This window comes from Planococcus shenhongbingii (assembly GCF_030413635.1).
Classification (GTDB): Bacteria; Bacillota; Bacilli; order Bacillales_A; family Planococcaceae; genus Planococcus; species Planococcus shenhongbingii.
In genome coordinates this window covers 3354405-3381033 of record NZ_CP129235.1, presented here as the reverse complement: position 1 = coordinate 3381033, position 26629 = coordinate 3354405, and the positions used below count along the sequence as shown (strand labels likewise).

The 26629-nt window shown below is 44.4% G+C and carries 31 protein-coding genes; 24 read left to right on the top strand and 7 right to left on the bottom strand.

Translation table 11 applies throughout. From position 1 onward, the window contains the following. Positions 1–137 precede the first annotated feature (137 nt). From QWY16_RS16360 to QWY16_RS16350, 3 genes are read left to right on the top strand one after another with little or no spacing between them, the layout of a single operon-like run. Positions 138–860 (top strand): gamma-glutamyl-gamma-aminobutyrate hydrolase family protein, encoded by a 723-nt coding sequence (locus tag QWY16_RS16360; protein WP_300990294.1) that lies wholly within the window; start codon positions 138–140, stop codon positions 858–860. Then, positions 861–1886, top strand: a complete 1026-nt coding sequence (locus tag QWY16_RS16355) for a dipeptidase (RefSeq protein WP_300990293.1) — start codon at positions 861–863, stop codon at positions 1884–1886. Further along, positions 1834–2604 carry a class I SAM-dependent methyltransferase gene (locus QWY16_RS16350; RefSeq protein WP_300990292.1) on the top strand — a complete coding sequence of 257 codons (771 nt, stop codon included), beginning with the start codon at positions 1834–1836 and terminating at the stop codon, positions 2602–2604. Before QWY16_RS16355 ends, QWY16_RS16350 begins: the two co-directional genes overlap by 53 nt. 38 nt (positions 2605–2642) lie before the next feature. On the opposite strand, the gene QWY16_RS16345 is transcribed toward QWY16_RS16350, so the two are convergent. The 4 genes from QWY16_RS16345 to QWY16_RS16330 form a co-directional block, all read right to left on the bottom strand. Continuing rightward, positions 2643–3491, bottom strand: a complete 849-nt coding sequence (locus QWY16_RS16345; protein ID WP_300990291.1) for a YihY/virulence factor BrkB family protein — start codon at positions 3489–3491, stop codon at positions 2643–2645. Between the two features lie 118 nt (positions 3492–3609). Beyond that, positions 3610–3972 (bottom strand): YolD-like family protein, encoded by a 363-nt coding sequence (locus tag QWY16_RS16340; RefSeq protein WP_300990290.1) that lies wholly within the window; start codon positions 3970–3972, stop codon positions 3610–3612. 131 nt (positions 3973–4103) lie between these two features. Then, complete coding sequence (locus tag QWY16_RS16335) at positions 4104–5387, bottom strand: hemolysin family protein (protein ID WP_300990289.1); 1284 nt, start codon at positions 5385–5387, stop codon at positions 4104–4106. A 111-nt stretch (positions 5388–5498) separates the two neighbouring features. Then, entirely contained in the window at positions 5499–6125 is a 627-nt protein-coding gene (locus QWY16_RS16330; RefSeq protein WP_300990288.1) for a YfbR-like 5'-deoxynucleotidase, read from the bottom strand. A gap of 93 nt (positions 6126–6218) precedes the next feature. On the opposite strand from QWY16_RS16330, the gene QWY16_RS16325 reads away from it, so the two are divergent. Both QWY16_RS16325 and QWY16_RS16320 read left to right on the top strand, forming a co-directional pair. Continuing rightward, positions 6219–6698 carry a metal-dependent hydrolase gene (locus tag QWY16_RS16325; protein WP_300990287.1) on the top strand — a complete coding sequence of 160 codons (480 nt, stop codon included), beginning with the start codon at positions 6219–6221 and terminating at the stop codon, positions 6696–6698. A 71-nt stretch (positions 6699–6769) separates the two neighbouring features. After that, positions 6770–6964, top strand: a complete 195-nt coding sequence (locus QWY16_RS16320) for a hypothetical protein (protein ID WP_300990286.1) — start codon at positions 6770–6772, stop codon at positions 6962–6964. A gap of 15 nt (positions 6965–6979) precedes the next feature. Here the strand turns inward: QWY16_RS16320 and QWY16_RS16315 are convergent, their stop codons facing one another. Next, positions 6980–8179: an MFS transporter gene (locus QWY16_RS16315; protein WP_300990285.1), complete on the bottom strand. Its 1200-nt coding sequence runs from the start codon at positions 8177–8179 to the stop codon at positions 6980–6982. Between the two features lie 121 nt (positions 8180–8300). After that, positions 8301–8732, bottom strand: a complete 432-nt coding sequence (locus tag QWY16_RS16310; RefSeq protein WP_300990284.1) for a hypothetical protein — start codon at positions 8730–8732, stop codon at positions 8301–8303. Between the two features lie 289 nt (positions 8733–9021). Between QWY16_RS16310 and QWY16_RS16305 the strand changes: the two genes are divergently transcribed. From QWY16_RS16305 to QWY16_RS16215, 19 genes are all read left to right on the top strand, one after another. After that, positions 9022–9714, top strand: a complete 693-nt coding sequence (locus QWY16_RS16305) for an aspartate/glutamate racemase family protein (protein WP_300990283.1) — start codon at positions 9022–9024, stop codon at positions 9712–9714. 69 nt (positions 9715–9783) lie between these two features. Continuing rightward, complete coding sequence (locus tag QWY16_RS16300; protein WP_300993486.1) at positions 9784–10461, top strand: SOS response-associated peptidase; 678 nt, start codon at positions 9784–9786, stop codon at positions 10459–10461. Positions 10462–10605: 144 nt separating this feature from the next. Further along, positions 10606–11454, top strand: a complete 849-nt coding sequence (locus QWY16_RS16295) for a patatin-like phospholipase family protein (protein ID WP_300990282.1) — start codon at positions 10606–10608, stop codon at positions 11452–11454. A gap of 33 nt (positions 11455–11487) precedes the next feature. Further along, on the top strand, positions 11488–12339 hold the full coding sequence (locus tag QWY16_RS16290; protein WP_300990281.1) for a pirin family protein: 852 nt from the start codon (positions 11488–11490) through the stop codon (positions 12337–12339). A gap of 106 nt (positions 12340–12445) precedes the next feature. Then, complete coding sequence (locus QWY16_RS16285) at positions 12446–12892, top strand: GNAT family N-acetyltransferase (protein ID WP_300990280.1); 447 nt, start codon at positions 12446–12448, stop codon at positions 12890–12892. A 106-nt stretch (positions 12893–12998) separates the two neighbouring features. Continuing rightward, entirely contained in the window at positions 12999–13448 is a 450-nt protein-coding gene (locus QWY16_RS16280) for an Lrp/AsnC family transcriptional regulator (RefSeq protein ID WP_300990279.1), read from the top strand. Positions 13449–13741: 293 nt separating this feature from the next. After that, positions 13742–14683, top strand: a complete 942-nt coding sequence (nikB, locus tag QWY16_RS16275) for a nickel ABC transporter permease (RefSeq protein WP_300990278.1) — start codon at positions 13742–13744, stop codon at positions 14681–14683. Positions 14684–14697: 14 nt separating this feature from the next. After that, the gene (locus QWY16_RS16270; protein ID WP_300990277.1) at positions 14698–15585 is read left to right on the top strand and encodes an ABC transporter permease; all 888 of its coding nucleotides are present in this window, start codon (positions 14698–14700) and stop codon (positions 15583–15585) included. 18 nt (positions 15586–15603) lie between these two features. Beyond that, entirely contained in the window at positions 15604–17163 is a 1560-nt protein-coding gene (locus tag QWY16_RS16265; RefSeq protein ID WP_300990276.1) for a glutathione ABC transporter substrate-binding protein, read from the top strand. A 7-nt stretch (positions 17164–17170) separates the two neighbouring features. After that, positions 17171–18184, top strand: a complete 1014-nt coding sequence (locus tag QWY16_RS16260; RefSeq protein ID WP_300990275.1) for an ABC transporter ATP-binding protein — start codon at positions 17171–17173, stop codon at positions 18182–18184. Further along, positions 18150–19169: an ABC transporter ATP-binding protein gene (locus QWY16_RS16255; protein ID WP_300990274.1), complete on the top strand. Its 1020-nt coding sequence runs from the start codon at positions 18150–18152 to the stop codon at positions 19167–19169. Before QWY16_RS16260 ends, QWY16_RS16255 begins: the two co-directional genes overlap by 35 nt. 42 nt (positions 19170–19211) lie before the next feature. Next, positions 19212–20816, top strand: a complete 1605-nt coding sequence (locus tag QWY16_RS16250) for a gamma-glutamyltransferase family protein (protein ID WP_300990273.1) — start codon at positions 19212–19214, stop codon at positions 20814–20816. 11 nt (positions 20817–20827) lie between these two features. Further along, positions 20828–21409, top strand: a complete 582-nt coding sequence (locus QWY16_RS16245) for a chromate transporter (protein WP_300990272.1) — start codon at positions 20828–20830, stop codon at positions 21407–21409. Continuing rightward, positions 21406–21939 (top strand): chromate transporter, encoded by a 534-nt coding sequence (locus QWY16_RS16240; RefSeq protein ID WP_300990271.1) that lies wholly within the window; start codon positions 21406–21408, stop codon positions 21937–21939. The genes QWY16_RS16245 and QWY16_RS16240 overlap by 4 nt, the downstream gene beginning before the upstream one ends. Positions 21940–22079: 140 nt before the next feature. Further along, positions 22080–22562 carry an RrF2 family transcriptional regulator gene (locus QWY16_RS16235; RefSeq protein ID WP_300990270.1) on the top strand — a complete coding sequence of 161 codons (483 nt, stop codon included), beginning with the start codon at positions 22080–22082 and terminating at the stop codon, positions 22560–22562. A 26-nt stretch (positions 22563–22588) separates the two neighbouring features. Further along, a complete protein-coding gene (locus QWY16_RS16230; RefSeq protein WP_300993484.1) occupies positions 22589–22813 on the top strand; it encodes a DUF896 domain-containing protein in 225 nt (74 codons plus the stop codon). Positions 22814–22960: 147 nt separating this feature from the next. Continuing rightward, positions 22961–23839, top strand: a complete 879-nt coding sequence (gene hslO / locus QWY16_RS16225; RefSeq protein ID WP_300990269.1) for an Hsp33 family molecular chaperone HslO — start codon at positions 22961–22963, stop codon at positions 23837–23839. A gap of 385 nt (positions 23840–24224) precedes the next feature. Continuing rightward, positions 24225–24827 (top strand): alpha/beta hydrolase, encoded by a 603-nt coding sequence (locus QWY16_RS16220; RefSeq protein ID WP_300990268.1) that lies wholly within the window; start codon positions 24225–24227, stop codon positions 24825–24827. Between the two features lie 118 nt (positions 24828–24945). Further along, positions 24946–25911: a glutaminase gene (locus QWY16_RS16215; protein WP_300990267.1), complete on the top strand. Its 966-nt coding sequence runs from the start codon at positions 24946–24948 to the stop codon at positions 25909–25911. A 26-nt stretch (positions 25912–25937) separates the two neighbouring features. Here the strand turns inward: QWY16_RS16215 and QWY16_RS16210 are convergent, their stop codons facing one another. Continuing rightward, positions 25938–26519, bottom strand: coding sequence for a hypothetical protein (locus QWY16_RS16210; protein WP_300990266.1), 582 nt, complete (start codon positions 26517–26519; stop codon positions 25938–25940). Positions 26520–26629: the final 110 nt, after the last annotated feature.

Sequence of the window (26629 nt, the reverse complement as noted above, 5' to 3'; positions counted from 1 at the left end):
CCCCGAAAAGTAAATTTCTTTTCGGGGCTTGTGCTGATTTGGAGAAAAACTCAATAACCTCATTGAGCGTCTAGTAATTTCACTCTCAATTCTGTATGTTTAAGGTATTCAGAAAAATAAGCAAGGAGGAACTACATATGAGACCGATTATTGGAGTTACTTCATCAAAAGAGTTAGGCAAAGAAAAATACCAGATTCAACTGGCGGATACAGAAGCGATTCTGCACGCGGGAGGATTACCCATTATGCTTCCGCATTTAACAGAAGAAGCAGATATAGACCAGATAGCTGAGCACATTGATGGGCTATTTGCAGCAGGCGGCTATGATGTGGATCCAACTCTTTTCGGAGAAGAGCCCCATCCGAATTTAGGCACCATTATTCCTTCAAGGGATGCTTTTGAACTGGCATTGATCCAAAAAGTCCTGGAACTGGGCAAACCGATCCTAGGCGTATGCCGCGGAGCACAAATTTTGAATGTCGCAGTGGGTGGAGATATGTATCAGGATATTCCTGCTCAAAAAGAAGGCGATGTGCTTCAGCACCAGCAAAAGGCGCCAGTGGAACATGGCAGCCACTTCGTTCACGTGGAAGAAGGTTCGTTGCTTCATCGTTTGACTGGAACTGAAAAACTGAGAGTCAACAGCCGCCATCATCAGGCGAACCGGCATGTTCCTGATTCATTTCTAATCAGCGGAACCGCAAGCGATGGCGTAATAGAAGCGATTGAAAGCAAGGCGCATCATTTCGTACTGGGGCTGCAATGGCATCCCGAAAATATGGCGATCGCATCCGATGAGCCTTCTCAGAAAATTTTCAAGGGATTCGTTGAAGCTTGCGTGGAAGAAGGAGATGAATAAATGAAAATCATCGATACACATTGTGATGCTTTGCTGAAATTGCAGTTAGCTAAAAGAGGAAGTTTTTTTCAACAAGAGCCGTTAAACTTTACTGATTCTGAGGCATTGGATACAAATTTCCAGCGCCTCCATGCAGGCGGCGTAAAAGTCCAGTTTTTTGCTATTTTCCTTTACCCGGATGTACCGTCAGATGAGAAGTGGCAGCATGCGCTGGAGCAAGTGGATTTGTTCTACACGGAAGTTCTCGGTAAAAACCCGGCGATGAAACATATCAAAAAATGGGAAGACATCGACCGCTTAAAAGACAATGAAATTGGCGCTGTTTTGACGCTTGAAGGAGCGGATGCATTCGGCAACGATTTGATGAAACTGCGCCAATTATACCGCTTGGGTGTGCTGTCAATTGGACTGACGTGGAACAACGCCAATTTATGTGCAGACGGCGCAGGAGAACCGCGTGGAGGCGGCTTGACGCTGCTAGGCAAAGAAGTGGTGCGCCTGAACAATGAACACCGGGTTTTCACGGATGTTTCTCATTTATCCGTAAAAGGCTTTTGGGATGTCATGGAACTTGCGGATTATCCGATGGCGAGCCATTCCAATGCCCGCGCGCTCCGTAATCATCCGCGCAACCTCGACGACGATCAGGCCAAAGCGATGTTTGCGAAGAACGGTTTGATCGACGTGGTATTTTGTCTGGACTTTATTAAAGAAGATACGTCCAAGGTCACCATTCCGGATTTGATCAAGCACATCGACCACTTCTGCGGACTTGGCGGCGTCCAGAATATCGGAATCGGTTCCGATTTTGACGGCATCGGTGCGTATATAGAGGATTTGGAAAATGCCTCGAAATTCCAGAATCTTGTCAATGAACTGCAAAAGCGTTATTCGGAAGAGGAAGTTGCCGGTTTCGCCTACCGGAACTTTTTAGAGCATCGGCCTGGCATCCAAGCATTAAGGGGGATAGATAATGGAAGAACAAGTGAAAAACAAAGTGAAGTCGGTATTTGGCAAAAACGCTGACAAGTATGTAACAAGCGATATCCATGCGAAAGGGGACGATCTTCCGCTCTTAGCTGAGTGGCTGCACCCTGAAAAAACATGGACCATCCTGGATATTGCGACAGGCGGCGGGCATGTCTCCAGAGTACTGGCACCGCGAGTCGGTACAGTCGTTTCAACCGATTTGACAGAGGCGATGCTGGAAAACACAGCAAAGCATCTCCAAAAGGACTTTGACAATATTTTTTATGTGGTTGCAGATGCTGAAGCTTTGCCTTTTTTAGCCGATAGCTTTGATGCAGCAGTTTGCAGAATCGCGCCGCATCATTTTCCACATCCGGAAAAGTTCATCCAGGAAACAGCACGGGTATTAAAGCCGGGCGGAAAACTTATTTTGATTGATAATGTTGCCCCAGAAGATGCTGAATTGGGCATTTTCATGAATACCACAGAAAAACTGAGAGATGACAGCCATGCGCGTTGTTTGTCCAAAAGGGAATGGCGCCATTTGCTGGAAGCTAATGCACTGGAGGAAATCCAATCACTGGACCGCAAAAAAACATTCAAGTATCCAACATGGGTAAGACGGACGGCAGACAGCGAAGAACAGATTGAACGTGTCACGTGGCATTTGCTGGAGGCAAATGCCGCAGCCAAAGACTATTTTAAAATCGCTGTCCAAAACGGAGAAATTCAGACTTTTGAGATTGATGAATGGATGGTTATGTACCAAAAATAAACCAGCGCACTGATTTTTATCAGTGCGCTGGTTTTTTGCTACTCTTCAAATACTTGAGCAGGTGCATTTTTTGTGTGTTTTCGTTTATGCAGGATGGCGTTTATTTCCGCACCGACGACCAGGATTAGACCGGTCAGGAAAAACCACAGCATTAAAACAATAATGCCGCCGAGACTGCCGTAAGTAGCAGAATAGCTGCCGAAGTTTGAAACATAAAACGAGAAGCCGAGTGACACGACTTGCCACAGAACCGTAGCAATAACAGCGCCGATAATTACTTCTTTAAACGGAAAACTCTTATTCGGCGCAAATTTATAAAGGAACGCCAATACAATGCTCATAACCGCAATGGAAATGACCCAGCGAAGCACTTGGAAGATAATTTCGGTTTGCGGGGGTAAACTTAGAATTGAACTGATCGTGTCGATAATGGTGCCGCCGAAAATCGGCAGAACCAGTGCCACAATAACAGCAACCAGCATAAAGAGAGTCAAGATAATTGCCATGCCTTTCAATTTGATGAAAGAACGCGTTTCTTCTACATCATAAGCTTGATTAGTCGCTTCGATAAAGGCTGTCATGGCATTAGAAGCAGACCACAGCGTTCCCAAAATACCGAATGTCAATAAACCGCCGGATGGTGTAGTAACTACACTAACAATTGTATCCTGGAACGTGGCAGCCATTTCTCCTGGAAGAACCGTACCGACCAAATCCATCACCCGTTGTGGGTCGAGCTGTAAATACGGAAGAATTGCTAGTAACAAGATTAATAATGGAACAATAGCTAATAAATAATAATAAGCTTGTGCAGCAGCCAGTGTCGTGGCCCTGTCTTTTTTAATTTCGCCGACCAAATCTTTGGCGACGGCCTTCGCTTTGCTCATAAATCCAACCTCCTTAGTTAATGTTGCTTATCTTTTATATGCCCCGTAATGCTGTACTTTAATCCTCTAAACGGAAAGAAGCGGACATGCAGATGGGCATGCCGCTTCTTTTTCCTGCTTAATCCAAGGTCTTAGCACCTATAATTTCTGCAAATGAAAGCTTTTGGGTATGGAGTCCGGTATCGAGATGGAGCTTCTGCAGGCGCAAGTCAACAACAGTGACAATGCCCGCGAAAGTTTGCGCGTCTCCGCGCCAGACGCGGATTTCAATATCACATTGCCGTTTATAGGCGAGTTGGATTTCTTCATAAATAGCTTCCAAGTCAAATTCGTCCAGATCAGGTTTCGTGTTGTAGCGGTCTTCTTTCTGCCATTCGCGAAGCATTTGCACATGCTCTGGCAGCATCATAGCAGTCCATTTAATGCTTCCTCGGTCTTTAATGTGCCCTTTTACTGATAAATGTTTGTTTAGCTTCATCATGAGCCTCCTTCTGTTAAGAACGTTTGTTCTTATTTTATATAAGAGATGACTAAAGGTCAATTCTGAGCCGAATTAATTGGATTTTTTAGACAAAAAGAAAGGCATTCCAACTTAGGAATGCCTTTCTTTTATTAATTGGTGACGATTTCAACCGCCACTTTCAGGATATGGTGGTTCTCCATGTCAATAATTGACCAGCGGTGGCCTTCTTTTTCGACAACATCTCCAGTTTCAGCCTCAATCAACTGGTGTTGAATCCAGCCGGCTATCGTATCGATGTCTTCGCTGTCTTCAAATTCCATGTTAAAGCGCTCTTCCAAGTCTTTTAAAAGAACGCGCCCGTTTATAAGATAACGGTCTTCGCTTTCTTTAATAATTTCAGCTTCTTCTTCATCGTCAAATTCATCGCGTATTTCGCCAACGATTTCTTCTAAAATATCTTCCATCGTAATGATGCCGGATGTTCCGCCGTATTCGTCAATAACAAGCGCGATATGTGTACGGTCCTTTTGCATTTTCATGAGCGCCGTTTGAAGCGGCGTAGTTTCATGGAAATAAGGAAGTTCATGCATAAAGTCAACCATGTTGACACTGCCATTTACCGCATAATGCGTTAAAATTTCCTTCGCATTAATAAACCCAATCAAATCGTCTTTATCTCCGTTATTCGCAATAGGATAGCGGGTATACCGGTGTTCTCGAAGCTCCGCCAGCAATTCCTCGCTGTTCAAATCCTGCGGGAATGCAATGATTTGTGTGCGGGGGACCATGACGTCCTTCGCACTTCGCTCATCGAATGCAAAGATGTTTTGCATATAGGAAAGCTCAGTCTGATTGATTTCACCACTTTGAAAACTTTGAGCCATGATGATTTTCAGTTCTTCTTCTGAATGGGCCTGATCTTCTTTGACCTGCTGTACGCCGAAGATCCGCAGAAACACTCGAGCGGAGCCATTTAAAATGAAGATAAAAGGTGCCATGACTTTACCAAACCAGTAAAGTGGTGGAGCCAAGGACAAAGTCATGCGCTCAGCAAATTGCAGCGCCAGCGATTTCGGTGCCATTTCACCGACTACAACATGCAGGAAAGTCACAAGTGAGAATGCCAGGACAAACGAAATAATCAGGGAAACAGAAGCAGGAACGCCAAGAATTTCGAATAGAGGATGCAAAAGGCGCTCAATTGTAGGTTCTCCCAACCATCCGAGCCCGAGCGCTGTCACTGTGATGCCAAGCTGACAAGCCGATAAGTAATAATCCAAATCGCTGACTACTTTTTTTACAAGCACAGCTTTTTTATTTCCTTCTTCAATCAGCTGATCAATGCGCGAAATGCGGACTTTGACAACAGCAAACTCTGCACCGACGAAAAACGCAGTCAACGCGATTAGTAAAACGAGTAAAGCTAAATTCATTAAAAGTATGGGGTCCAATAAATTCCCTTAAATAAGGGATTCACCTCCGGGTTATTTTATATAGTAATAAATTTACCATAAATTTAAGATAAAACATATAGCAAACGCTTGTTAGCCCTTCAATACCTCGCGGGTAATTTCCCTGATATCAATAATGGTCTCTTCGCTGATGACATCTTCAAGCACAACTTCTCTAAAATAAGTGACACTTGCTTTTAGCGGGATGGCCAGCAACTTTTTCAATGCAATCCGGTACATCGCCACAAATTCCTGGTCAGCGTTGCCTCGTTTCAGTTCTGCAAAAGATTCGTAAAACTGATCCAGTTTGTCCGCCATTTCAAGCAGCCGGCCTTCAATAGTCGCATCTTTGCCTTCTTTCATCCGATCAAAAAAGACTTCCTGAAAATCTTCAGGGATTTCCCGTAGAATGAACTTTTCCATCATGCCTTCTTCAACTTTTGCAATCATTTCCTTCAATTCAGGAGATGAATGCTTGACGGGGGTTTTGATATCCCCGATAAAGACTTCTGCAAAGTCATGATTGATGGTTTTTTCATACAGGGATTTCCAATCGATGGTCTGTCCAGCCCGCTCTTCAATTGTTGCAAAGAATAAGGCATACTGGCTGACTTTCCAAGAGTGCGCTGCCACGTTATGTTCTTCGAATTTAAATCTTCCAGGAGCCCGGATAATACGCTCCAAATCATTCAATGAAGTAAAAAACTTATGAATTCCCATTCCCTCGACTCCTTTTACGTAATTTCTCTAACAACACCATACCCTATTTTGCGTATAATAAAAGATGGAACAATAAAAAAGGAGACAATTCGCATGACAGGAAAAACACATATCACAGGCGGTATCGCAGCAAGCCTTGCTTTTGCACAAATCACCCATTACGATCCGGTGATCTTGCTGGGCGCCGGAGTGATCGGCGCTATCCTTCCCGACATTTGCCACGGCGGCAGCAAAATCGGAAGAACTTTTCCGATGTTGTCAAAAATTATTAATACATTATTTGGGCACCGTACCTTCACTCACAGTCTGCTGTTTTTAATATTGATTGGCGCTTTATTAAATGCTGTTTCTGTAAACGAAGCGGTAACTGCTGGAATCTTAGTAGGGATGGTGAGCCATTACATATTGGATATGGCGACAAAAAACGGCATCAAGCTGCTGTTTCCCCTTAAAATTACAGTTCGTTTCCCTATAACCACCAAAACTGGAAGCATAGCCGAATATGCAGTATTTGCTGCCTTGTCTCTTTTGTCGGTTTATTTCGGCTACGAAGCTTTCTCTTTCTATTTTTGATTGCCGAAATGATGTTTTATAAAAGGCAATAAGGGAATATGTTCCTTAAAAGAGATAGGGAGGCAGGTTTAATGGGGAAAGACGACTTTTCAACTGAAAGACAGCCGAATTCGAATGGTACAGAAGATCGGCGGCAGCGGGAAGAATTTGAAACCATTGAGCAGGAATCCAATGAGGATGGCATTGAAATGGGGAAAAAAGGCGCTCACAGCAACTTAGGAATCGGAGATGAACAAAATCCGATTAAAGAGCGTGAACAAGATTGAAAAGGAAAAGCACCTTTAGGTGCTTTTCCTTTTTTCTTTGCGTCTGTACAAAGTGACTGCAAATAAGTAAAGCAATGGCAGAAAAGCCGTAAAGAGCACCAATCCGGTCCAGCCGCTGACTAACCATAACGGGCTTAGTAATGAACTTCCGGCAGCGACGCCAATATAATAAGAAACCAGGTAAAGGCTTGAAGCACTGCCTTTATGGTGAGCCGCTTGCTGGCCGACAGAAGCGGCAGTCAGAGAATGGGCTGTGAAAAAACCGAGGCAGGTAATACATAAACCGGCCACGACTACCCAAAGAAAAGGGCTTAAAGTTAAAAGGATGCCGAAGGAAAGAATCACGACGCCGGCTCTGCGGATTTCCCGCAATCCAAACTTTTCTGCAGCCCGTCCGGCCAACGGCGAACCGATCACGCCGATTCCGTAAACAAAAAACAAATAGGAAATTGACTGAAGGGACATGGAGAAAGGCGGGTTTTCCATGTGAAACGGCAAATACGTCCAAATGCCTGTAAAGGAGATTTGAAGAACGGCACCCAGCCCGAAGACAACCAGCAATGATGGATTTTTCAAATGAAACCAAAAACCTTCAAGGTCTTTTGCAAAAGACACATCGCCTGGCTGAAAATGGCGGGATTTTGGCAGCAGGAACAAGACCGCTATGAATAAGAAGAGGCCCGTGACACCAAAAAGGACAAAAGCGGCTTGCCAGGAAAAGCGATCAGCCAAAAAACCTGCAAGCACTCGCCCAATCATGCCGCCAAGAGCATTGCTGGAAATGTATAAAGCTGTCGCATAACCGATATGTTTAGGAGCGATTTCCTCACTTATGTAAGCAAGCGCTGCGGCTGGTACGCCGGCAAGCGCAAATCCCTGGACAAAACGGAGCAGTAAAAACCAAGTATATGATTCAACCAGTGGAAGCAGGAAAAAAGGAAGCGCTGAGCCCAACAAAGAGAAAATAATGTAAGTCCGTCTGCCGCTGCGGTCTGAAAAAAAGCCTAAGACAACCAAACCGATGATGAGCCCGATTGTAGTCAGCGACATGGCTAAGCTTGCAGCAGAGACCGACACTTGGAATTCAGTTACGAACAGCGGCAAAAGCGGCTGGACAGCATAAAGGTTAGCGAAAATAAAAAGAGAAGCCAGCAGCAGGCTGAACATGATTTTCCAGAATTCGTGATTTTCTGTTGTATACCTTTCTGCCTCCATAAAACCACTTCCGTTCGTTTAGCAATACGTTCATATTACCATTAAACAGAAAATTCCGGAGGTTAACAAAGCAATTATCCGCATTAAAAAATCCCGCAATTAGAATCATTGCGGGAGCCGTTTATATTTTTTTAAAGAAAGCAATGATTTGTTTTTTTGAAGGTTCTTGTAGACGGTAACGAAGTTCTTTGTTCTGAGTGTTTACCAGATGGTATGCAGGGTTTTCCGCGACGGTAAACTTCCAATGCGGTTTGGTATTTTTCTTCTTGATTTGCAGTTCAGGCGGCATCATCTTTTTTTGAAAACTTTCCAGCTTAGCCATTAAAAAGGTGTCCATATACCGTACGATCAAAAAGCCTTGCTGACGTTCCGGATCAAATTTCGCCAAATTGAACTCGCTGATATCGAACCCCTTCTCATAACGCTGAACCGATGGGGACAGCACAAAACAATCCTCGTTTGTAAAGACCGTAGAATTGCCCTGTTGTTTCAGCCCTAATTCTTCAACCAGAAAATCCTTGTTAACCAGACTCATTTCTCGCGCCGTAGCCATGTAATTCCTCCTAATGAAACATATTATACTTTTATTATAACACTCTTCCGACAATAAAGGGGCTAAGATGAGCTGTTGCATTTTCGTGTCCTCTAAAAAACTTATATCGGACAAAAGCTTTGGAGAGGAGATGGCAATAAAGAGAAACTCAATCAATAGAAGATCTTCATTCCTCACTAAGTAAAAGCGGACATAGGCTGAGAGTCTTTAAAGATGAACAAAACGGGAATAGTGGTGAGAAGTGCTAGCTATTGTTTGGAAAACGAAATACAGGAAAGGAAGGAACTCCATGAAAACAATCGGAATGATCGGTGGCATGAGCTGGGAATCTTCGGCTGAATACTACCGGCTGATAAACGAAGAAGTGAGAAACCGCTTAGGCGGCCTACATTCAGCGAAATCCATCCTTTTCAGTGTGGATTTTGAAGAAGTGGAGCGCTGGCAGGCAACCGGGGATTGGGAGAAAGCCGGGAATTTACTGGGCCAAGCAGCAGCGGCGCTTGAAAAAGCGGGAGCTGATTTTATTGTCATCTGCACCAATACAATGCATAAAGTAATAAGCGACATTGAAGAGAATATCTCGATTCCGGTACTGCATATCGGAGAGGCGACTGCCCGAAGGATACACGACAGGCAAATTCGAAAAGTGGGCTTGCTCGGCACAACATACACGATGGAAATGGATTTCTATAAATCCCGCCTTACTTCAAATGGAGTGGAAGTGTTGATTCCGGAAGAAAAGGAACGGGAAGAAATTAACCGCATTATTTTCGAGGAATTGTGCATGGGTAAAGCGGTACCGTCATCGAGGGAATTTTTTCAGGAAACGATTCAGAAATTGGCAAGCAAAGGGGCAGAAGGAATTGTGCTTGGCTGCACGGAAATCGGCTTGCTGATTCAAGAAAAGCATGCAGCTATTCCTTTGTTTGATACCACCGCTATCCATGCGCAAGCAGCCGTAGAACAAGCGCTCAGCAAATAATCGGCATTGCGGGAAAGGTTCTGCTATATTAAAGATAATAACAAGCCAGCTTCGGAAAGGATGGTCATGATGTGTGGAAGATACTCATTGTATGCAGATTACAGTGCGATACTGGAACGCTTTGACATTGATGAAGTGACGTTTGGAGAAGAAGAATATTCGGAGAGCTATAATATCGCCCCTTCCCAGCAAGTGGTGGCAGTAGTCAATGACGGAACCAAGAACCGTTTAGGATTTTTGAAATGGGGACTTGTTCCGCCATGGGCAAAAGATGAGAAAATCGGCTACAAAATGATCAATGCACGCGCGGAAACAGCGGCTGAAAAGCCAAGTTTCCGGAATGCCTTCAAGAAAAAGCGCTGTCTCGTTGTAGCTGATTCTTTTTATGAATGGAAACGGACCGATGACGGAAAAACACCGATGCGCATCAAATTGAAATCGGGTGAGCCTTTCGCTTTCGCGGCATTATGGGAATCCTGGAAGTCGCCCGAAGGCAAGACAGTCAATACTTGTTCCATTTTGACAACTAAAGCAAATGAGTTAATGGGTTCTATTCATGACCGAATGCCGGTGATTTTATCGAAAGAAGCGGAAAAAGTTTGGCTTGATCCGAAAGTGCAAGATGAAGAAGTGCTTGGAAATCTATTGAAGCCATTTGATTCCGCACAATTAGAAGCATACGAAGTTTCGGATGCAGTCAACTCTCCAAAAAACAATGGGCCCGAATTGATCCGGAAAGTAGGCTGACGGGAAGCTGGCGGAAATGATCCGGCCAGCTTTTCTTGCCTTCTTTATTCGCAAGGAGAATTTATAGAAAAAGACAATGAAGACAAATACCGGCTTTTGAAAAACCCAAATGGGCACTGTGCTTATAAAAGAGGGGGATTTCGAATGAAAAGCGGTCTGATATTAGAAGGCGGAGGCATGCGGGGGGTGTACACTGGAGGTGTCCTCGAGAAATTCTTGGAAGAAGAGATTTTTGTGGATTATATTATTGGGGTTTCGGCCGGTGCCTGCAATGCTTCTTCTTATGTGTCGCGGCAGACGGGGCGCAATCATAAAGTGACCATCGGCTCTGTGCATCATCCGGATTATATTTCTGTAAAGAATTTATTGTTGAAAAGAGAACTGTTCGGGATGAATTTGATTTTTGATGACATTCCGAATCGGCTGGTGCCTTTCGATTATGACAGTTTCCATAATGCAACTGAAGAATTTGTTATAGGGACCACGGATTGCCTGACTGGGGAAGCGGTCTATTTTGAAAAACGCCAGCATGCCAAGGATGTCTTGTCCCTCGTCCGGGCCTCCAGTTCACTGCCTTTTATGGCGAAGCCGGTTGAATTCAAAGGCAGACTCCTGATGGACGGCGGAGTGGCTGACCCTATTCCAATCCGTAAAGCTCTCGAAGATGGTGTAACAAAGCCTATAATCGTCTTGACCAAAGAAAAAGGATACCGGAAAAAGAGAAATTCTTTTGCCAAATTGATGCCGGCTTTTTATCGCCAATTTCCTGGCATCGTGAAAAGCATGGAAAGCTGGTATTTAAGGTATAACGAAACGGTGGAGTTTATCGAAGAACTGGAAGTTGAAGGGAAAGTGCTTGTCATTCAACCTTCCAGATTTTTTAAAATGAACGGGATGGAACGTGATACTGAAAAGTTAACGGAATTGTATAACCAGGGCTACCATGATGCAGAAGAAAAAATGCTGGCAATCAAAAAGTTCATCTCGCTTTAACGGTTGCCAGGAAAAATAAGGAGTGGCATAGAAATGGCTGGAGTAAAACGGATAGAAGCAATATTAAGCGGTTCTGAACCGTTTAAAGTAATCGACATGGAAGTGAAAAACTATCTGCCGATTTTATCAGATCATCAGCGCATGAGCCCGTTCTTTATGCTGGACCATGGACCGTTGAAAAGATTCTCCCCGATTTCAGGGGAAGGAAGAGTCGACGGGCTTCATCCACACCGAGGATTAGAGACGGTGACGGTTGTCTATGAAGGAGCAATCACGCATTATGATACGAAAGGCAATGGAGGAACAATCCATAAAGATGAAGCTCAATGGATGACAGCGGGTGCAGGGATTCAGCATACTGAATTTCCAGAGCTTCCTGAAGGCGGCTTATCTGAAATGATTCAACTATGGGTGCTGCTTCCCAGAGCACATAAAATGACAGAGCCGAAGTACCAGCCGTTGACCCGGGAAACAATAAAGTCTGTTCCTGTCCGGGATGGGGAAGTTCGGATCATTGCGGGAAATTATTCAGGAGTAACCGGCCCTGCAACTTCCTTTACGCCGATTCATCTTTTGGATGTCCGACTGGAAATGGACGGCGAGGCGGAATTAACATTTCCAGCGCATTTTAATACCGGTGTTTTCGTAGTAAAGGGGGCGGTTGAAGTGAATGGCGAAACCGCTGTGGCATCCGGCAACTTTATTCTCTTTGAAAATGCAGGAGAAGATTTGATGCTGAAGTCCCTCAGCGACCGTACGGTTTTGCTTATTTTGAGCGGCCAGCCGCTGCAAGAACCGATTGCGCACCGAGGACCATTTGTGATGAACATACCAGAAGAACTCGATGAGGCATACCAGGATTTTTGGGGCGGAAAATTCGGCTGACTTTAGAACTGCCCGATTCACATAGGAAGCTTAGTGTTTTTCTTTATACAGGATGAATACTTTATTCATTTATACATAGAAGCTAAATCAGTGAGGAGCGTTCTTTATGATTGTACGGCTAGATCATCACTTGGAAAAAGCAGCGCAAGCCATTCAAAAAATTCAGCAACCGGCATATAAAGTTGAAGCGGCATTGATGGGGTTTGAAGGAATCCCTCAACTGCATGAAACGGTTGAAGAAATCCAAGACAGCCAAGAAATTTTTATGGGCTTTTTGGAAGGAGAATTAAAGGGATTTATTTCTTATAAAAAAGAAGACTGTACAATCGATATACATAGATTAGTAGTTGCACCTTTTTACTTTCGCCAAGGCATCGGCAGAAGACTGCTGACTTACTTATTGGAGCAATATAAGGGCCATGACTTTATCGTAAGCACTGGGACTGCCAATGAACCGGCTAAAAAATTATACGAATCGCATGGTTTTGTTGAGCAGGATTGCTTTGAAGTCGCGCCTGGAGTTTTTTGCAGCCGCTTTCTAAAGAGGAAGTAAAAAGTTCTATTTTCTTTCTAAAGGGAACCAAAAATAATTTATGTATTCCAAAACGTAATCAAATGTCGTATAATCATCTTCAAACTTATAGTACTGAGGTGACTTTATGAAAATAGATGAAATCGATAAGAAGATTTTAGAATTGTTGACGGTGAACGGCCGCAGTTCTTATGTAGATATCGGAAAAGAGTTAAACCTTTCGCGTGTAGCGGTTCGAGAACGGGTCCACCAATTGACAGAGGCCGGAATTATTGAAAAGTTCACGGTGGTGATCAACAGTGAAAAAGTTGGGAAGCAAGTATCGGGATTTTTCGAAGTCGATTGCGAACCTTCTTCACTTGTCGAAGTGGCTCAGGCCTTGGCAGACAATCCAAACGTAGCCAGCTGTTATCAAATGACTGGTCCGTCCACTCTCCATATGCATGTTTTAGTAGATGACTTTCAGGGGTTGGAGAAATTTATCAATGAAGAGTTGTACGCACTTGATGGCATCACCCGTGTAGAAAGCCATATTCTACTGCGTCGCTTCAAAAGCAGAAATGGTTTAAAACTATAAAAGCCAACAGCAAATCTATTTTGCTGTTGGCTTTTTCTTTTTGTTTGAATTTTTCATTATAAAAACCTAGCGAAAATAAACAAAAAGAGTTAGAAACAAGAATAAGATGGACAAAAAGAAAGTCTGGCGAGATTATTTAAGTATTTCTGTTAATTGAAACTGAGTAAATAGTACTTTTTGAAAATTCTTATAGATTTTTATTTTTACTTAAATTATAATCAGATTAATTAAAATACTTCGTTTGTTAAGAGGATATCGATTTATTTTTAACAAATGTAAGGGGAGGTGTAGAGTTGGTTGCTTTAATTATTCGTCGTGCATTGCAATTAGTGTTCTTGCTTTTGGGAATATCTTTCCTCGTATTTTCTTCCATGTATATTGCTCCTGGAGATCCGGCATCAATCATCGGGGGGCCGACTGCAACCGCTGAGGATATTGCAGCGATTGAATCCAATCTCGGCTTGGACCGGCCGTTTCTTGTGCAATATGCCAATTATTTGGCCAATGCGGTGCAAGGCGACTTTGGCTATTCTTATCAGACGGCTCAGCCGGTAGCGGACGCTATCGCGGTCCGTTTCCCGAATACGCTGAAGCTGGCCATCGCCAGTATGATCGTGGCGGTGATTATTGGAATCATTACAGGTCTTATATCGGCATTGAAACAAAATTCTCTATTGGATGTATCTGCTACTACATTCGCCCTTGCAGGAATTTCAATTCCGAACTTCTGGCTGGGGGCATTGCTGATTCTCGTTTTCTCAGTCAACTTGCAATGGCTGCCAGTCGGCGGGATGTCAAATCCATTCTATACACTGGACGGCATCAAGGAATTGATTTTGCCGGCTATCACTTTGGGAACCGGTTCTGCTGCGATGATCGCCCGTATGACGCGGTCTTCCATGCTTGAAGTGATCCGGGCAGACTATGTCCGAACAGCGCGAGCCAAAGGCGTAAAAGAAAGAGATGTCATCTGGATCCATACATTGAAAAATGCAATGATCCCGATCATTACAGTCATTGGTTTGAATTTCGGCTTCCTGCTAGGCGGAACCATCATTACAGAAAAAGTATTTGCGATAAACGGGGTTGGCCGCTTGATGATCGATGCAATTGCGGCACGGGATTTTCCGATGGTGCAAGGGTCGGTTTTGCTGGTCGCCACGTTGTTCGTTCTTGTTAATCTGATTGTCGACATTATCTATACCTATATCGATCCTCGCATCAAATATGACTAAAAGGGGGGAATGCTATGACAACGGCTGAATCGGTAAAGTTAAAACCAAAGAAAAAGGAAAACTTCTGGCAGACGACATTCAGGCGCCTGTTTAGAAACAAGATGGCTGTAGTCGGTTTAATCGTCGTACTCCTCCAAGTATTGATGGCCATTTTTGCACCGGTCATCACCGTGCATGATCCTATCCGGCAGAATTTGGGCAGCAGCGAATTGCCGATGTTCAGCGCAGGACATTGGCTCGGAACGGACAATTATGGACGGGATGTTTGGAGCCGGATTGTCTATGGTGCCCGCATTTCGCTGGTTGTAGGTGCAGTGGCTGTTTCACTTGGACTGTTCGGTGGAGTCATACTAGGCATGCTGGCAGGATACTACCGGAAATTGGATGCCGTCATCATGCGCTTTGTTGACTTGCTGTTTTCATTCCCTGGCATTTTGCTGGCGATGCTGATTATCGCTATTCTAGGCACTAGTTTAGTAAACGTTGCAATTGCAATCAGTATTTGGTCAATTCCGACATGTGCCCGGATTGTCCGGGGGTCGGTGCTGTCGATTAAAGAAAAAGAATACATTATGGCAATGCGTTCCATGGGAGCTTCGGATTTACGGATCATGGTAAAGCACATTCTGCCGAATGTTACAGCGCCGATCATCGTTTTTGCCACGATGCGGATGGCGACAGCTATTCTTTCCACAGCGTCATTAAGCTATTTGGGCCTTGGCGCCCAGCCTCCTACTCCTGAATGGGGGGCGATGATTTCACAGGGCCAGGATTTTATGTGGACTTCGCCGCATTTGACGATTGTCCCGGGGATTGCCATTATGTTGACGGTTTTTGCTTTTAATGTGCTCGGCGACGGTTTAAGGGATGCCCTTGATCCTAATATGGATGTTGAACAATAAAACATTGGGGGAATATAAATGAAGAAACAATGGCTATTTTTAGTGATGTTAATCGGTATGTTAATTTTAAGTGCTTGTTCAGGAAGCACAATTCCTGAAGGGACGGAAAGCGGAGGGACAGGCGGTGGTGAACCTGCTTCAGATGCAGAACAGGAAGTTGTTTACGCCTCTACTTCAGATGCCGTTGGGCTTTCTCCGACGATGACGAATGACTCAGTATCTTCGAACGTTATGACTCAAATCTATGAAAACTTATTTGAAAGAAACCCGGAAACCATGGAATTGGAACCGAAACTGGCAGAATCCTACGAAAACCCGGATGATTTGACTTGGGTGATCAAGTTAAAAGAAGGAATCAAGTTCCAGGACGGTACAGACTTTAACGCGGAAGCTGTTAAATATTCATTTGATAAATTGCGTGATCCTGCAACAGCAGCACCGCGGGCTTCTCTTTTAGAACCGGTGGAAACAGTAAATGTAATTGACGACACTACTGTGGAAATTAAAACAAAATATCCATATGGTCCATTGCTTGCTGCCTTGTCGCATTCCAATGCCGCCATCATCAGCCCGACAGCAGACCAAAAACAAGATTTAATGCAAAATCCTGTAGGAACAGGACCATTCAAATTTGTCAGCTGGAACCAAGGCGATGAAATCGTCCTCGAAAAGAACGCGGACTACTGGAACGGAGAAGTGGCGCTGAACCAAGTAAGATTCAAAGTCGTTCCTGAAATTTCAACTGCCATTTCAATGCTGCAAACAGGCGAAGTGAATTTCCTTGATGCCCTGCCGCCGGAACAGATTTCCCGTATCGAAGGGCTCGAAAATGTAGAGGTTACAAAGCAGGAGGGAACACCAGTCTACTACTTGACATTCAACCACTCACGAGAACGCAACCAAAATCCGGATTTCCGTAAAGCGGTAGCAAGTGCAGTTGACCGCGATGCATTTGTTGAAAAATTGAACGACTTAGGTGTCAGAAGCGACAGCATTCTGGGGCCGAAAGTATTCGGTTACACAGAAGAACTGGATAATGCAGGAACTCCATATGATCCGGAATTGGCGAAACAATTGGTGGAAGAAAACGGTTTTGGCAGTGAACCGATCAAATTGCTTGCAGCTAACCGTGATAACTTTGTTTTGATGGCTGAAATTGTACAGTCGCAGTTGACTGAAGCCGGATTCAATGTAGAGATTGAAATGATGGAATGGGCAACATTCCTGGATACAGCACGCGGCGGCCAATATGACCTGACGTTCCTGAGCTGGTCGAACGTAACGAGTGACGGTTCTGAAATGTTCTATCCGAACTTCCATTCAGACAACGTTGGAAACTCGAACCGGGCTCAGTACAGCAACCCCGAATTTGATAAATTGGTAGAAGCGTCCCGCACAACGATCGTACCGGAAGAACGCGAGAAATTCTTGGCCGAAGCCAATCAGTTCATGCTGGATGACAATGCAGCTATCGTGATGTACCACGGGGTAGTTACTTCTGCCACTGATAACTCCATTAAAGGCTTAAAAGTGGACCCGAATGGCCAGTGGAGCTTGGCAAACGTATCGAGAGAGTAGGGAGAATATGACACAGACATTGCTTGAAGTGAAAAATTTAGTCACCTCGTTTCGTACAAATGATGGCACAGTACAGGCGGTCAAAGGAATTTCTTTTCATGTAGAAAAAGGGGAAACACTTTGCATCGTAGGTGAGTCGGGCTGCGGGAAAAGTATTACGTCATTGTCTGTGATGGGGTTGTTGCCTTCAAACGGCTCGATTGAAAGCGGAGAGATTTTGCTGAACAGCGAACCTCTCCAGAATCTTTCGCAGGAACAATTGCGGAAGCTCCGAGGCAATCAGATGTCCATGATTTTCCAGGAACCGATGACCGCCCTCAATCCGGTATTGACGATCGGCTACCAATTGCGGGAGCCATTAATGCTCCATCATAAATTATCGAAATCCGAAGCGACCATACAAAGTGTGGAACTGCTCAACCAAGTCGGGATTCCGAATCCGGCGAAACGCTTAAACCAATATCCGCATGAATTGAGCGGCGGGATGCGGCAGCGGGTTATGATTGCAATGGCCCTTGCTTGCCATCCGAGCTTATTGATTGCAGATGAGCCGACAACGGCGCTTGATGTAACCATCCAGGCACAAATTCTCGATTTGATCAATGACTTGAAAGAAAAAATGAATATGGGCGTCTTATTGATTACGCATGACATGGGCGTTGTAGCAGAAGTAGCGGACCGGGTGATGGTCATGTACGCCGGACAAAAGATAGAAGAAGGCCCAGTGGAACAGATTTTTAATAACCCAAGCCATCCTTATACGATCGGATTATTAAATTCAGTGCCGAACGTCGACGATCCGGAGTTTGAGCTTGAACCGATACCGGGTAATATGCCAGGGTTAAATGAACATATTCCAGGATGCCGTTTCCATCCGCGCTGCAAATTTGCAATGGATAAGTGCAAAGTAATAGCGCCTCCTGAATTCCAGGTGTCCAGAGGCCATTCTGCAACTTGCTGGCTGAACGAAAAGGAGGCCGAGAAAGATGAGAACAATGGAAGAGTCACCATCGAAGCCTGAAATACTTCTGGAATTAAACGGCGTTAAAAAATACTTCCCGATTAAAGGCGGCATCTTAAAGAGAGTACAAGGAAATGTTAAAGCTGTTGAATCGGTATCTTTGAAACTGTATAAAGGTGAAAGCCTTGGAATTGTCGGAGAATCCGGGTGTGGAAAATCCACGCTCGGCCGCACGATTCTTGGACTTGAAGAACTGACAGAAGGTAAAATAAAGTTTAATGAGCAGGAGATTCAAGATTTAAAGCGAAAAGAGAAGAAGAAGTTCGTAAAAGAAATGCAGATGATTTTTCAGGATCCTTATGCTTCTTTAAATCCCCGGCAGCGAATAGGGAATGCATTGGATGAAGTATTCCGGATGCATACGAAAATGCCGGCGCAGGAACGAAAAGAGGCCGTGCTGGATTTACTGAAAGAAGTAGGATTGAAAGAAGAACATTATGACCGCTATCCCCACGAGTTCAGCGGCGGCCAGCGCCAGCGCATCGGAATTGCGAGAGCGATTGCGCTTCATCCTTCATTTATCATTTGCGATGAAGCGGTTTCCGCTCTGGATGTTTCCGTTCAAGCCCAAGTCTTAAAACTGCTAAAAACTTTACAGGAAAAGTATCATTTATCTTATCTGTTCATTTCGCATGACTTAGGCGTTGTCCGTTATTTCTGCGACCGGGTCCTGGTGATGTATTTGGGGCATACAGTGGAAATGAGCGATGTAACGAGAATTTTTAATCATCCGCTCCATCCATATACAAGAGCATTATTATCGGCTATTCCAAGACCAACAATGAATGTGAAAAGAGAGCGGATTCGACTAGTCGGCGATATGCCGAATCCGTCGAACCCGCCTAGTGGATGTGTATTCCATACACGCTGTCCAATGGCGCAGGAAATTTGCAGCGTCGACAAGCCGGCGTTTATCGAACACGAAAAAGATCATTTTGCGGCATGCCATTTTGCAGGCGAATCATTGAGCCGGGTGCTGGGATAATTCCCTGCAGTCGGCTCTTATTTTGAAACTGGAGGAATTTCAATGGACTATTTACAGCATCCGTTTGACGCCAAACGACATACAGCATTTTCAAGAAAAGGCATGGTGGCGACATCGCAGCCTTTAGCAGCACAGGCGGGAATTGAAGTCATGCAAAAAGGGGGCAATGCGATTGATGCCGCTATAGCGACAGCCGCCGCTTTGACAGTTGTGGAGCCGACTTCGAACGGCATTGGAGGAGATGCTTTCGCGCTTGTCTGGGTAAAAGATAAACTGCATGGGCTGAACAGTTCCGGTCCTGCTCCTGCAAGCATTTCAGTGGAGGCGGTGAAAGAACGCGGGCATGATAAAATGCCAGTTCATGGCGTTGTGCCGGTTACGGTTCCAGGAGTGCCGGCTGCATGGGCCGAGCTGTCCCGAAAATTTGGAAAGCTGCCTCTTTCCGAAGCTTTAAAACCGGCAATCCGATATGCGGAAGAAGGTTATCCGCTTACGCCGATTCTGGGGAAGTACTGGAAACTTGCCTATGACAAATTCAAAACCTCCTTTACTACAGAAGAGTATCAAGCATGGTTCGATACTTTTGCGCCGAACGGCAAAGCGCCGGAAATCGGTGAAATGTGGTCATCACCCGGACACGCCTCGACATTAAAGGAAATTGCTGAAACAGAAGCGCGGTCATTCTACGAAGGCACGCTTGCTGATAAAATCAGCGAATTTATGAAAAAGCACAATGGTTTTTTGGCGAAAGAAGATCTTGCTGCCTTTAAACCGGAATGGGTGGAACCAGTTTCAACCAATTACCGCGGCTACGAGGTATGGGAAATCCCGCCGAATGGCCAAGGAATGGTAGCACTTATGGCATTGAATATTTTCAAGAATTTAAGCGAACCGAAATGGCAATCGGCAGAAACCTATCACGAACAGATTGAAGCGATGAAGCTTGCTTTTACAGATGGCAAAGCATTCATTACCGAACCGGAAGCCATGCCGGTAAGTGTGGAACACCTCCTCTCTGATAATTATGCAAAGCAGCGGGCTTCAGTTATTGGAGATGCCGCTTCTCAGCCGGTTCCCTATGAATTGCCGAAAGGCGGTACGGTTTATTTAGCTACTGCTGATGAAGAAGGAAATATGGTTTCCTATATTCAAAGCAATTATATGGGATTTGGATCCGGCATTGTTATTCCCGGGACTGGAATTGCACTTCAAAACCGCGGGGCTGATTTTTCATTGGAAGAACAGCATCCCAATGTATTGAATGGAGGAAAACGGACTTACCATACCATTATTCCGGGTTTCATGACAAAAGACGGCAAAGCAGTCGGGCCGTTCGGAGTCATGGGAGGCTATATGCAGCCGCAAGGGCATTTCCAAGTTGTTGCCAATACTGTAGATTATTTATTGAATCCACAAGCGGCGCTTGATATGCCAAGGTGGCAATGGATGGAAGGCAAAACGATATTAGTGGAACCGAACTTCCCAAATTATTTGGCACAAGCTTTGGCGCGCAAAGGGCACGCTATTCAAATTGCTACTGATGGCGGCGCTTTTGGCCGCGGCCAGATTATTTGGCGCAATCCAGAGACGGGTGTATTGTCGGGCGGCACAGAATCCCGTACGGATGGATCGGTCGCAGTGTGGTAACGGATAGAAAAATGCGGAATAAGACGACCAAAACCTCCAGCTTAAAGGCAAATGCCGATATTTTTGCCGCCTTTTTCCGTGTCGGCATTTTAGGATTTGGAGGAGGTCCGTCAGCAATTCCGCTCTTTCATGCAGAGGCTGTGAAGAAATATAAGTGGATGACAGAAGATGAATTCGGGGATACATTGGCGCTTGGCAATACAATGCCCGGACCCATCGCCACTAAAATGGCCGGTTATATCGGGTATCGGGTGAATGGCGTTATTGGCAGTATTGTCGCATTAGTGGCAGTGGTGGTTCCTACCGTCCTGCTGATGATTCTGTTGCTCGGAACTTTGCAGCAATTCAAGGGAGTCGAGTGGGTCAATAGCATGTCAGCGGCAGTTGTGCCGGTGGTCGGGGTAATGCTTGGTGTCATGACTTGGGATTTCCTGAAAAAATCAGGACAGTCGCTGGGTTGGCCACGGGGCATTCTTTTTACAGTGATAGCCGCTATATTAATGGAGGGATTGAACCTTCATCCGGTGATTTTAATCGTTGGAATCCTTTTAATTTCCTTACTGTCGTTTAAGAAAGGGGGAGGGACAGCGTGATTTACTGGTACATTTTTCTGGCATTTTTCATTCCCGGCATATTAGGCTACGGCGGAGGGCCGGCTTCGATTCCGCTTGTTGAAAAAGAAGTGGTTGACCGGTATGGCTGGATGACGACTCAGGAATTCGGGGAAGTGCTGGCGCTCGGGAACGCCCTTCCTGGACCTATTGCGACAAAAATGGCGGGCTATATCGGTTATATGGAAGGCGGGATTCTTGGTTCCGCCATAGCGCTATTTGCCTCTGTCGCCCCTTCCCTTATTTTGATGATCCTTATGATGGTGACGCTATTGAAATACAAAGACTCACCTAAAGTAAAAAACATCACCAAGCTGATCCGTCCTGTGATTGCGGTGCTGCTCGGGGCCATGACTCTTCAGTTTTTCATGACTTCCATTGATACTTCCGGCAGTGTGCAGACAATTATCCTGATTGTTGTTAGTTACTGGATGCTTGAAATAAAAAAAATCCATCCGGCATTCGTTATTTTGCTTGCGCTTGCCTATGGTGGCATCTCGGCGTTTCTATAACTAACCAAAACCATCCGTCGATTTACTGCGGATGGTTTTTTTCGTGGAGTTAAAATTCTTTACTTTCTTTCTTCCACCACTTATTATATGACAATGCGGATAAATGTTATCCGCGTTAGGAATGGATTGAGGTGAACTCCATGCACATGAAGACAGGTGTCGAACAATCGGTTTATGCCATATTGCTATTAAATATGCTGCCCGATAAAGCGGTATTGCCGGGTGAAGCAATCAGCCAGCAATTAAATGCATCCCCTACTTATTTTCAGAAGCTATTAAGAAAATTAGTGAATGCGGATTTGATTGCATCCGTGCCTGGAGTAAAAGGCGGCTTTAAATTAAAGAAAAAACCGGAAGAAATTTGTGTTTATGATATATATCTGGCGATTGAAGGGCGGCAGTCGCTTTATTCGCCAAGTGGAATTTTAGGGGACATGCTGGAGCTGGAGCAAGAAGATGCTTGCTGTCTGCTGTCCGACTTGATGGATGAAGCTGAAAATGCCTGGAAGTCGGTCATGAAACGGGAAACAATAGCCACTTTAGCGGAAAAAATGAAGCAACAGCGTTTCCTAATGAAGACAGAAACGCTCCAACAGTGGATACAGAAAAAGATGGTTGCCTAACAAAGAGAAACGAAAGGGTGGGGACAATGATTGCCAGCATTACACGCATTAATGAATTAGCAAAGAAAGCTCGAGAAGCTGGATTGACGCCAGCTGAAAAAGTAGAGCAGCAAGTATTGCGGGAAGACTATCTGCGGGAAATCCGTGGACAAATCGAGAATACAGTGACGAGCCTTAAAGTGCTCGATCCTTTAGGAAACGACGTTACACCGGACAAAGTAAAAAACGAAAAAGAAATGCGGAAACAATAAGTGAAACTTCACTCAGTGGGGTTCTCTCCACTGATTGTTAGTTGAACCAATCGGACATTTACGGTCAGTGGGTTCCCGCTTGAAAAGCAGGGGACCATACTGCCCGTTAATGTCGCATAAACTATTATAGAAAGAACGTGAAAATAGATGAACGATTATTTAGTGAAAGCTTTGGCTTACGATGGACAAGTGCGCGCTTATGCCACCCGGACAACTGAAACAGTAGGAGAAGCACAGCGCCGACATTACACATGGCCGACTGCTTCAGCAGCTTTGGGCCGTTCCATGACAGCAAGTGTCATGCTGGGTGCCATGATGAAAGGCGAAGAGAAACTGACCATCAAAATCAACGGCGGCGGTCCGCTGGGAACAATTTTAGTGGATGCTAATGCTAAAGGTGAAGTAAGAGGATATGTTTCAAATCCCCAAACTCATTTCGATTTAAACCCCCAAGGAAAATTGGATGTCAGAAGAGCGGTCGGAACCGACGGAACTCTCTCGGTTTCCAAAGACATCGGTTTAATGCAGCCGTTTGTTGGACAAGTACCAATCGTATCGGGTGAACTTGGTGAAGATTTTACTCACTACATTGTAACTTCTGAACAAATACCGTCGTCTGTCGGTGTCGGTGTGATTGTCAATCCGGATAACACTATTCAGGCATCTGGCGGATTTATCATTCAAGTATTGCCGGGTACGGGCGAAGAAGTCATTACTCAAATTGAACAACGGTTATTGGAAATCCCGACGATATCGAATATGGTTCGACAAGGCATGACGCCGGAGGAAATTCTTGATGAAGTACTGGGAAGCGGGCATGTCAAAGTGCTGGACACTATGCCGGTTCAATTCCAATGCCAGTGTTCAAGAGAGCGAATCCATAGTGCAATCATTAGCCTTGGAACAGAAGAAATCAAAGACATGATCGTAACTGATGGCCAAGCTGAAGCGCAATGCCATTTCTGTAATGAAAATTATCTTTTTACAAAAGAAAATTTAGAAGACATGCTTGAAACAGCTAAATAAATTACTTTAAACCGTCCGCTGATTTTTCAGTGGGTGGTTTTTATATGATAGCCATCTTTTATTTAGAGAAAAGCCAGAACGAGTGCGCTATATAAGTTGAACTAATAATTACAGCTGGATACTTTGGTCGGCAGCTTTGCGATGAGCACACGTCTTTGCCTTACTCCGAAGCAGTATAGTAATGGATGATTCTTTAGTTCAACTTATTTAAGCTTGCGCATTTAATGGAGCTTCTTGAAGAATAACGGTGAAGGTCCCAGAGGGTTACGATTGGAATTCAATCACTTCTATGTTATTGTTATCTTGAATTCGAGATAAGTTTTACTTATCTGTAAAGAGGGAAACTAACCAAATAGGCAAACTCACCATTAGGAGGTATTTTGTAATGAAACATATTTTCCAACCAGGTTCAAATCCAGCTAAACCTACTTTTCTTGTATTGCATGGGACAGGGGGCAATGAAAACGATTTGTTGCCGATTGCTGCACATATTGATCCCGAAGCTTCTGTACTGAGTGTCCGGGGGAATGTTTCTGAAAATGGCATGCCCCGTTTTTTCAAGCGCTTATCAGAAGGTGTCTTCGATATGGAAGATTTGAAAGTCCGTACAGAGGAGCTCAATGACTTCGTAAATAAGGCAGCAAAAGAACATGGTTTTGATCGCAGCAATGTAATTGCTATCGGTTATTCGAACGGAGCAAACATAGCGGCCAATTTATTATTTACTGACGCAGATGCTTTAAAAGGAGCCATTTTACACCATCCGATGGTGCCGAACCGCGAAACGGCATTGCCTGATTTATCAGGTGTGGGCGTCTTTATCGCAGCGGGAACCAACGATCCTATTTGTCCTGCAGAAGAGTCGACTGATTTGGAACAATTGTTAAAGAACGCTGGTGCAAATGTGAAATTGCATTGGGAAAGTTATGGACACCAATTGACGATGCCGGAAGTAGAAGCGGCAAAAGCTTGGTACGATAACCTATAAAAGACTAATCCCCTTGTGAAGACGAGGGGAATTTTTATAAAGAGAAACTTCAATTGGCGAAAGTTTCTTCACCACGTCTGATTGTTAAAGTACGATAAAGCTTGCGAGGAGAGATGGTATGCAAAATAATCCGTTAATCCAACAACAATTGGAAGCATGGGTACAAGAAAACAAAGGACATGCTATTTTAGGGACGACTGCACAGTATATACCGGCACTTGGGAAAGTAGATCCAAGCCTGCTTGGTATTTGTATGGTTGATGAAGATGGCCAGTACTATTGTGCAGGAGACACTGACAAAGAATTTACCCTTCAAAGTATTTCCAAAGCACTGACTTTTATTGCCTTGTGCTGCCATTACGGATTGGAATTTGTTCTTGAACGCGTGGATGTGGAACCGACCGGAGAAGCTTTCAACTCAATTATTCCATTTGAAATACACCGCCCAAACAAGCCATTCAATCCTTTCATCAATGCGGGAGCAATTACGATTTCAGCTTTGCTGCCAGGACCCACAAGTCAAAAGAAGTACGAGCATCTGCTGTCGTTTCTGGAAACCCTCGTGGGCCATCCGCTTGAGATGGACCGTGAAGTCTACGATTCTGAATGGAAGACTTCCCATCGCAACCGTGCACTTGCCTATTATTTAAAAGAAGCTAATTTTTTGGAAATAGAAGTGGAAGAAGCGTTGGATATATATATCCGCCAGTGTTCCATCAAAATCAGTGTAAAAGATTTGGCATTAATCGGATTAATCATCGCCTATGATGGCTTTAATCCCATCACGAATGTGAAACATTTTTCAGATGAAATTGCCCAAGTAGCTAAAGTGCTAATGGTGACATGCGGCATGTACAATTCTTCTGGAAATTTTGCAGCGCATGTCGGCATTCCCGCAAAAAGCGGTGTATCCGGCGGCATCCTGGCCGCCGTTCCGCCTAAGCTCCATTCCCAGACCTATGAATTCAGGGCAGGAGCAGGCATTGGTGTCTATGGCCCTGCCATAGACGTAACCGGAAACAGTGCAGCAGGAACGATGATGCTTCGCCAAATATCGAAAGAATGGGACTTGAGTATCTTTTAAAATAAAACCCGTGAGCCTTAATCAGCTCACGGGTTTTGTTTTGAGGTTAAGTAAGGAATTTCCTTTACTTGAAAGTCCATACTTTTTATATTTACAATGCATTCGAATTTCCGTTTATCTGCCAAATCTCTGAACTGCAAAGTAATAAGCTGAGCGCTGACTGATTTGATTTCCAAAGCCATAATGTCTCCTATCTCCTGATTGAGCAGCACATGGTGAATGGCTTGGCTGATAAGCAGGCTCTTTTCATCTTCATGCCGCATAAGAGACAACAAGATTCCTTTTTGAGGGAAGTGGCCGGTTGTTTGCTTGCTGGCTGTTAAAGACACTAGGTCTCCTGAATGCAAATCCTCTGGATGAAGATTGGAGCCTGTAGAGTTAGCCAGCGCTGAGGCAGGAGTGATTTCATAATATGTATCACCAATCAACAAACTAGTAGCAGTAGGCTGGTGAATGACGGCGACAGAACTATAATCTGGCATCGCTGTATTTTTAATTGTATCCGATTGTGGAGGAGTTTGGCTTTTAGAGGAAACAGGATGCGACGAACAGCTTCCAAGCATTAATGAAGCTAAACAGATAAATAGAATTATATTCATGTTTCCCATCTCTCTTTCTCCTCCTTAAAATATCCCTTAGTAAGCTGGACGGAAAAATGGAAGGAAAGTTCCAATAAATACAGAAGAAAAAGAAAAGTTTAGATTTATCTTTTATTGAA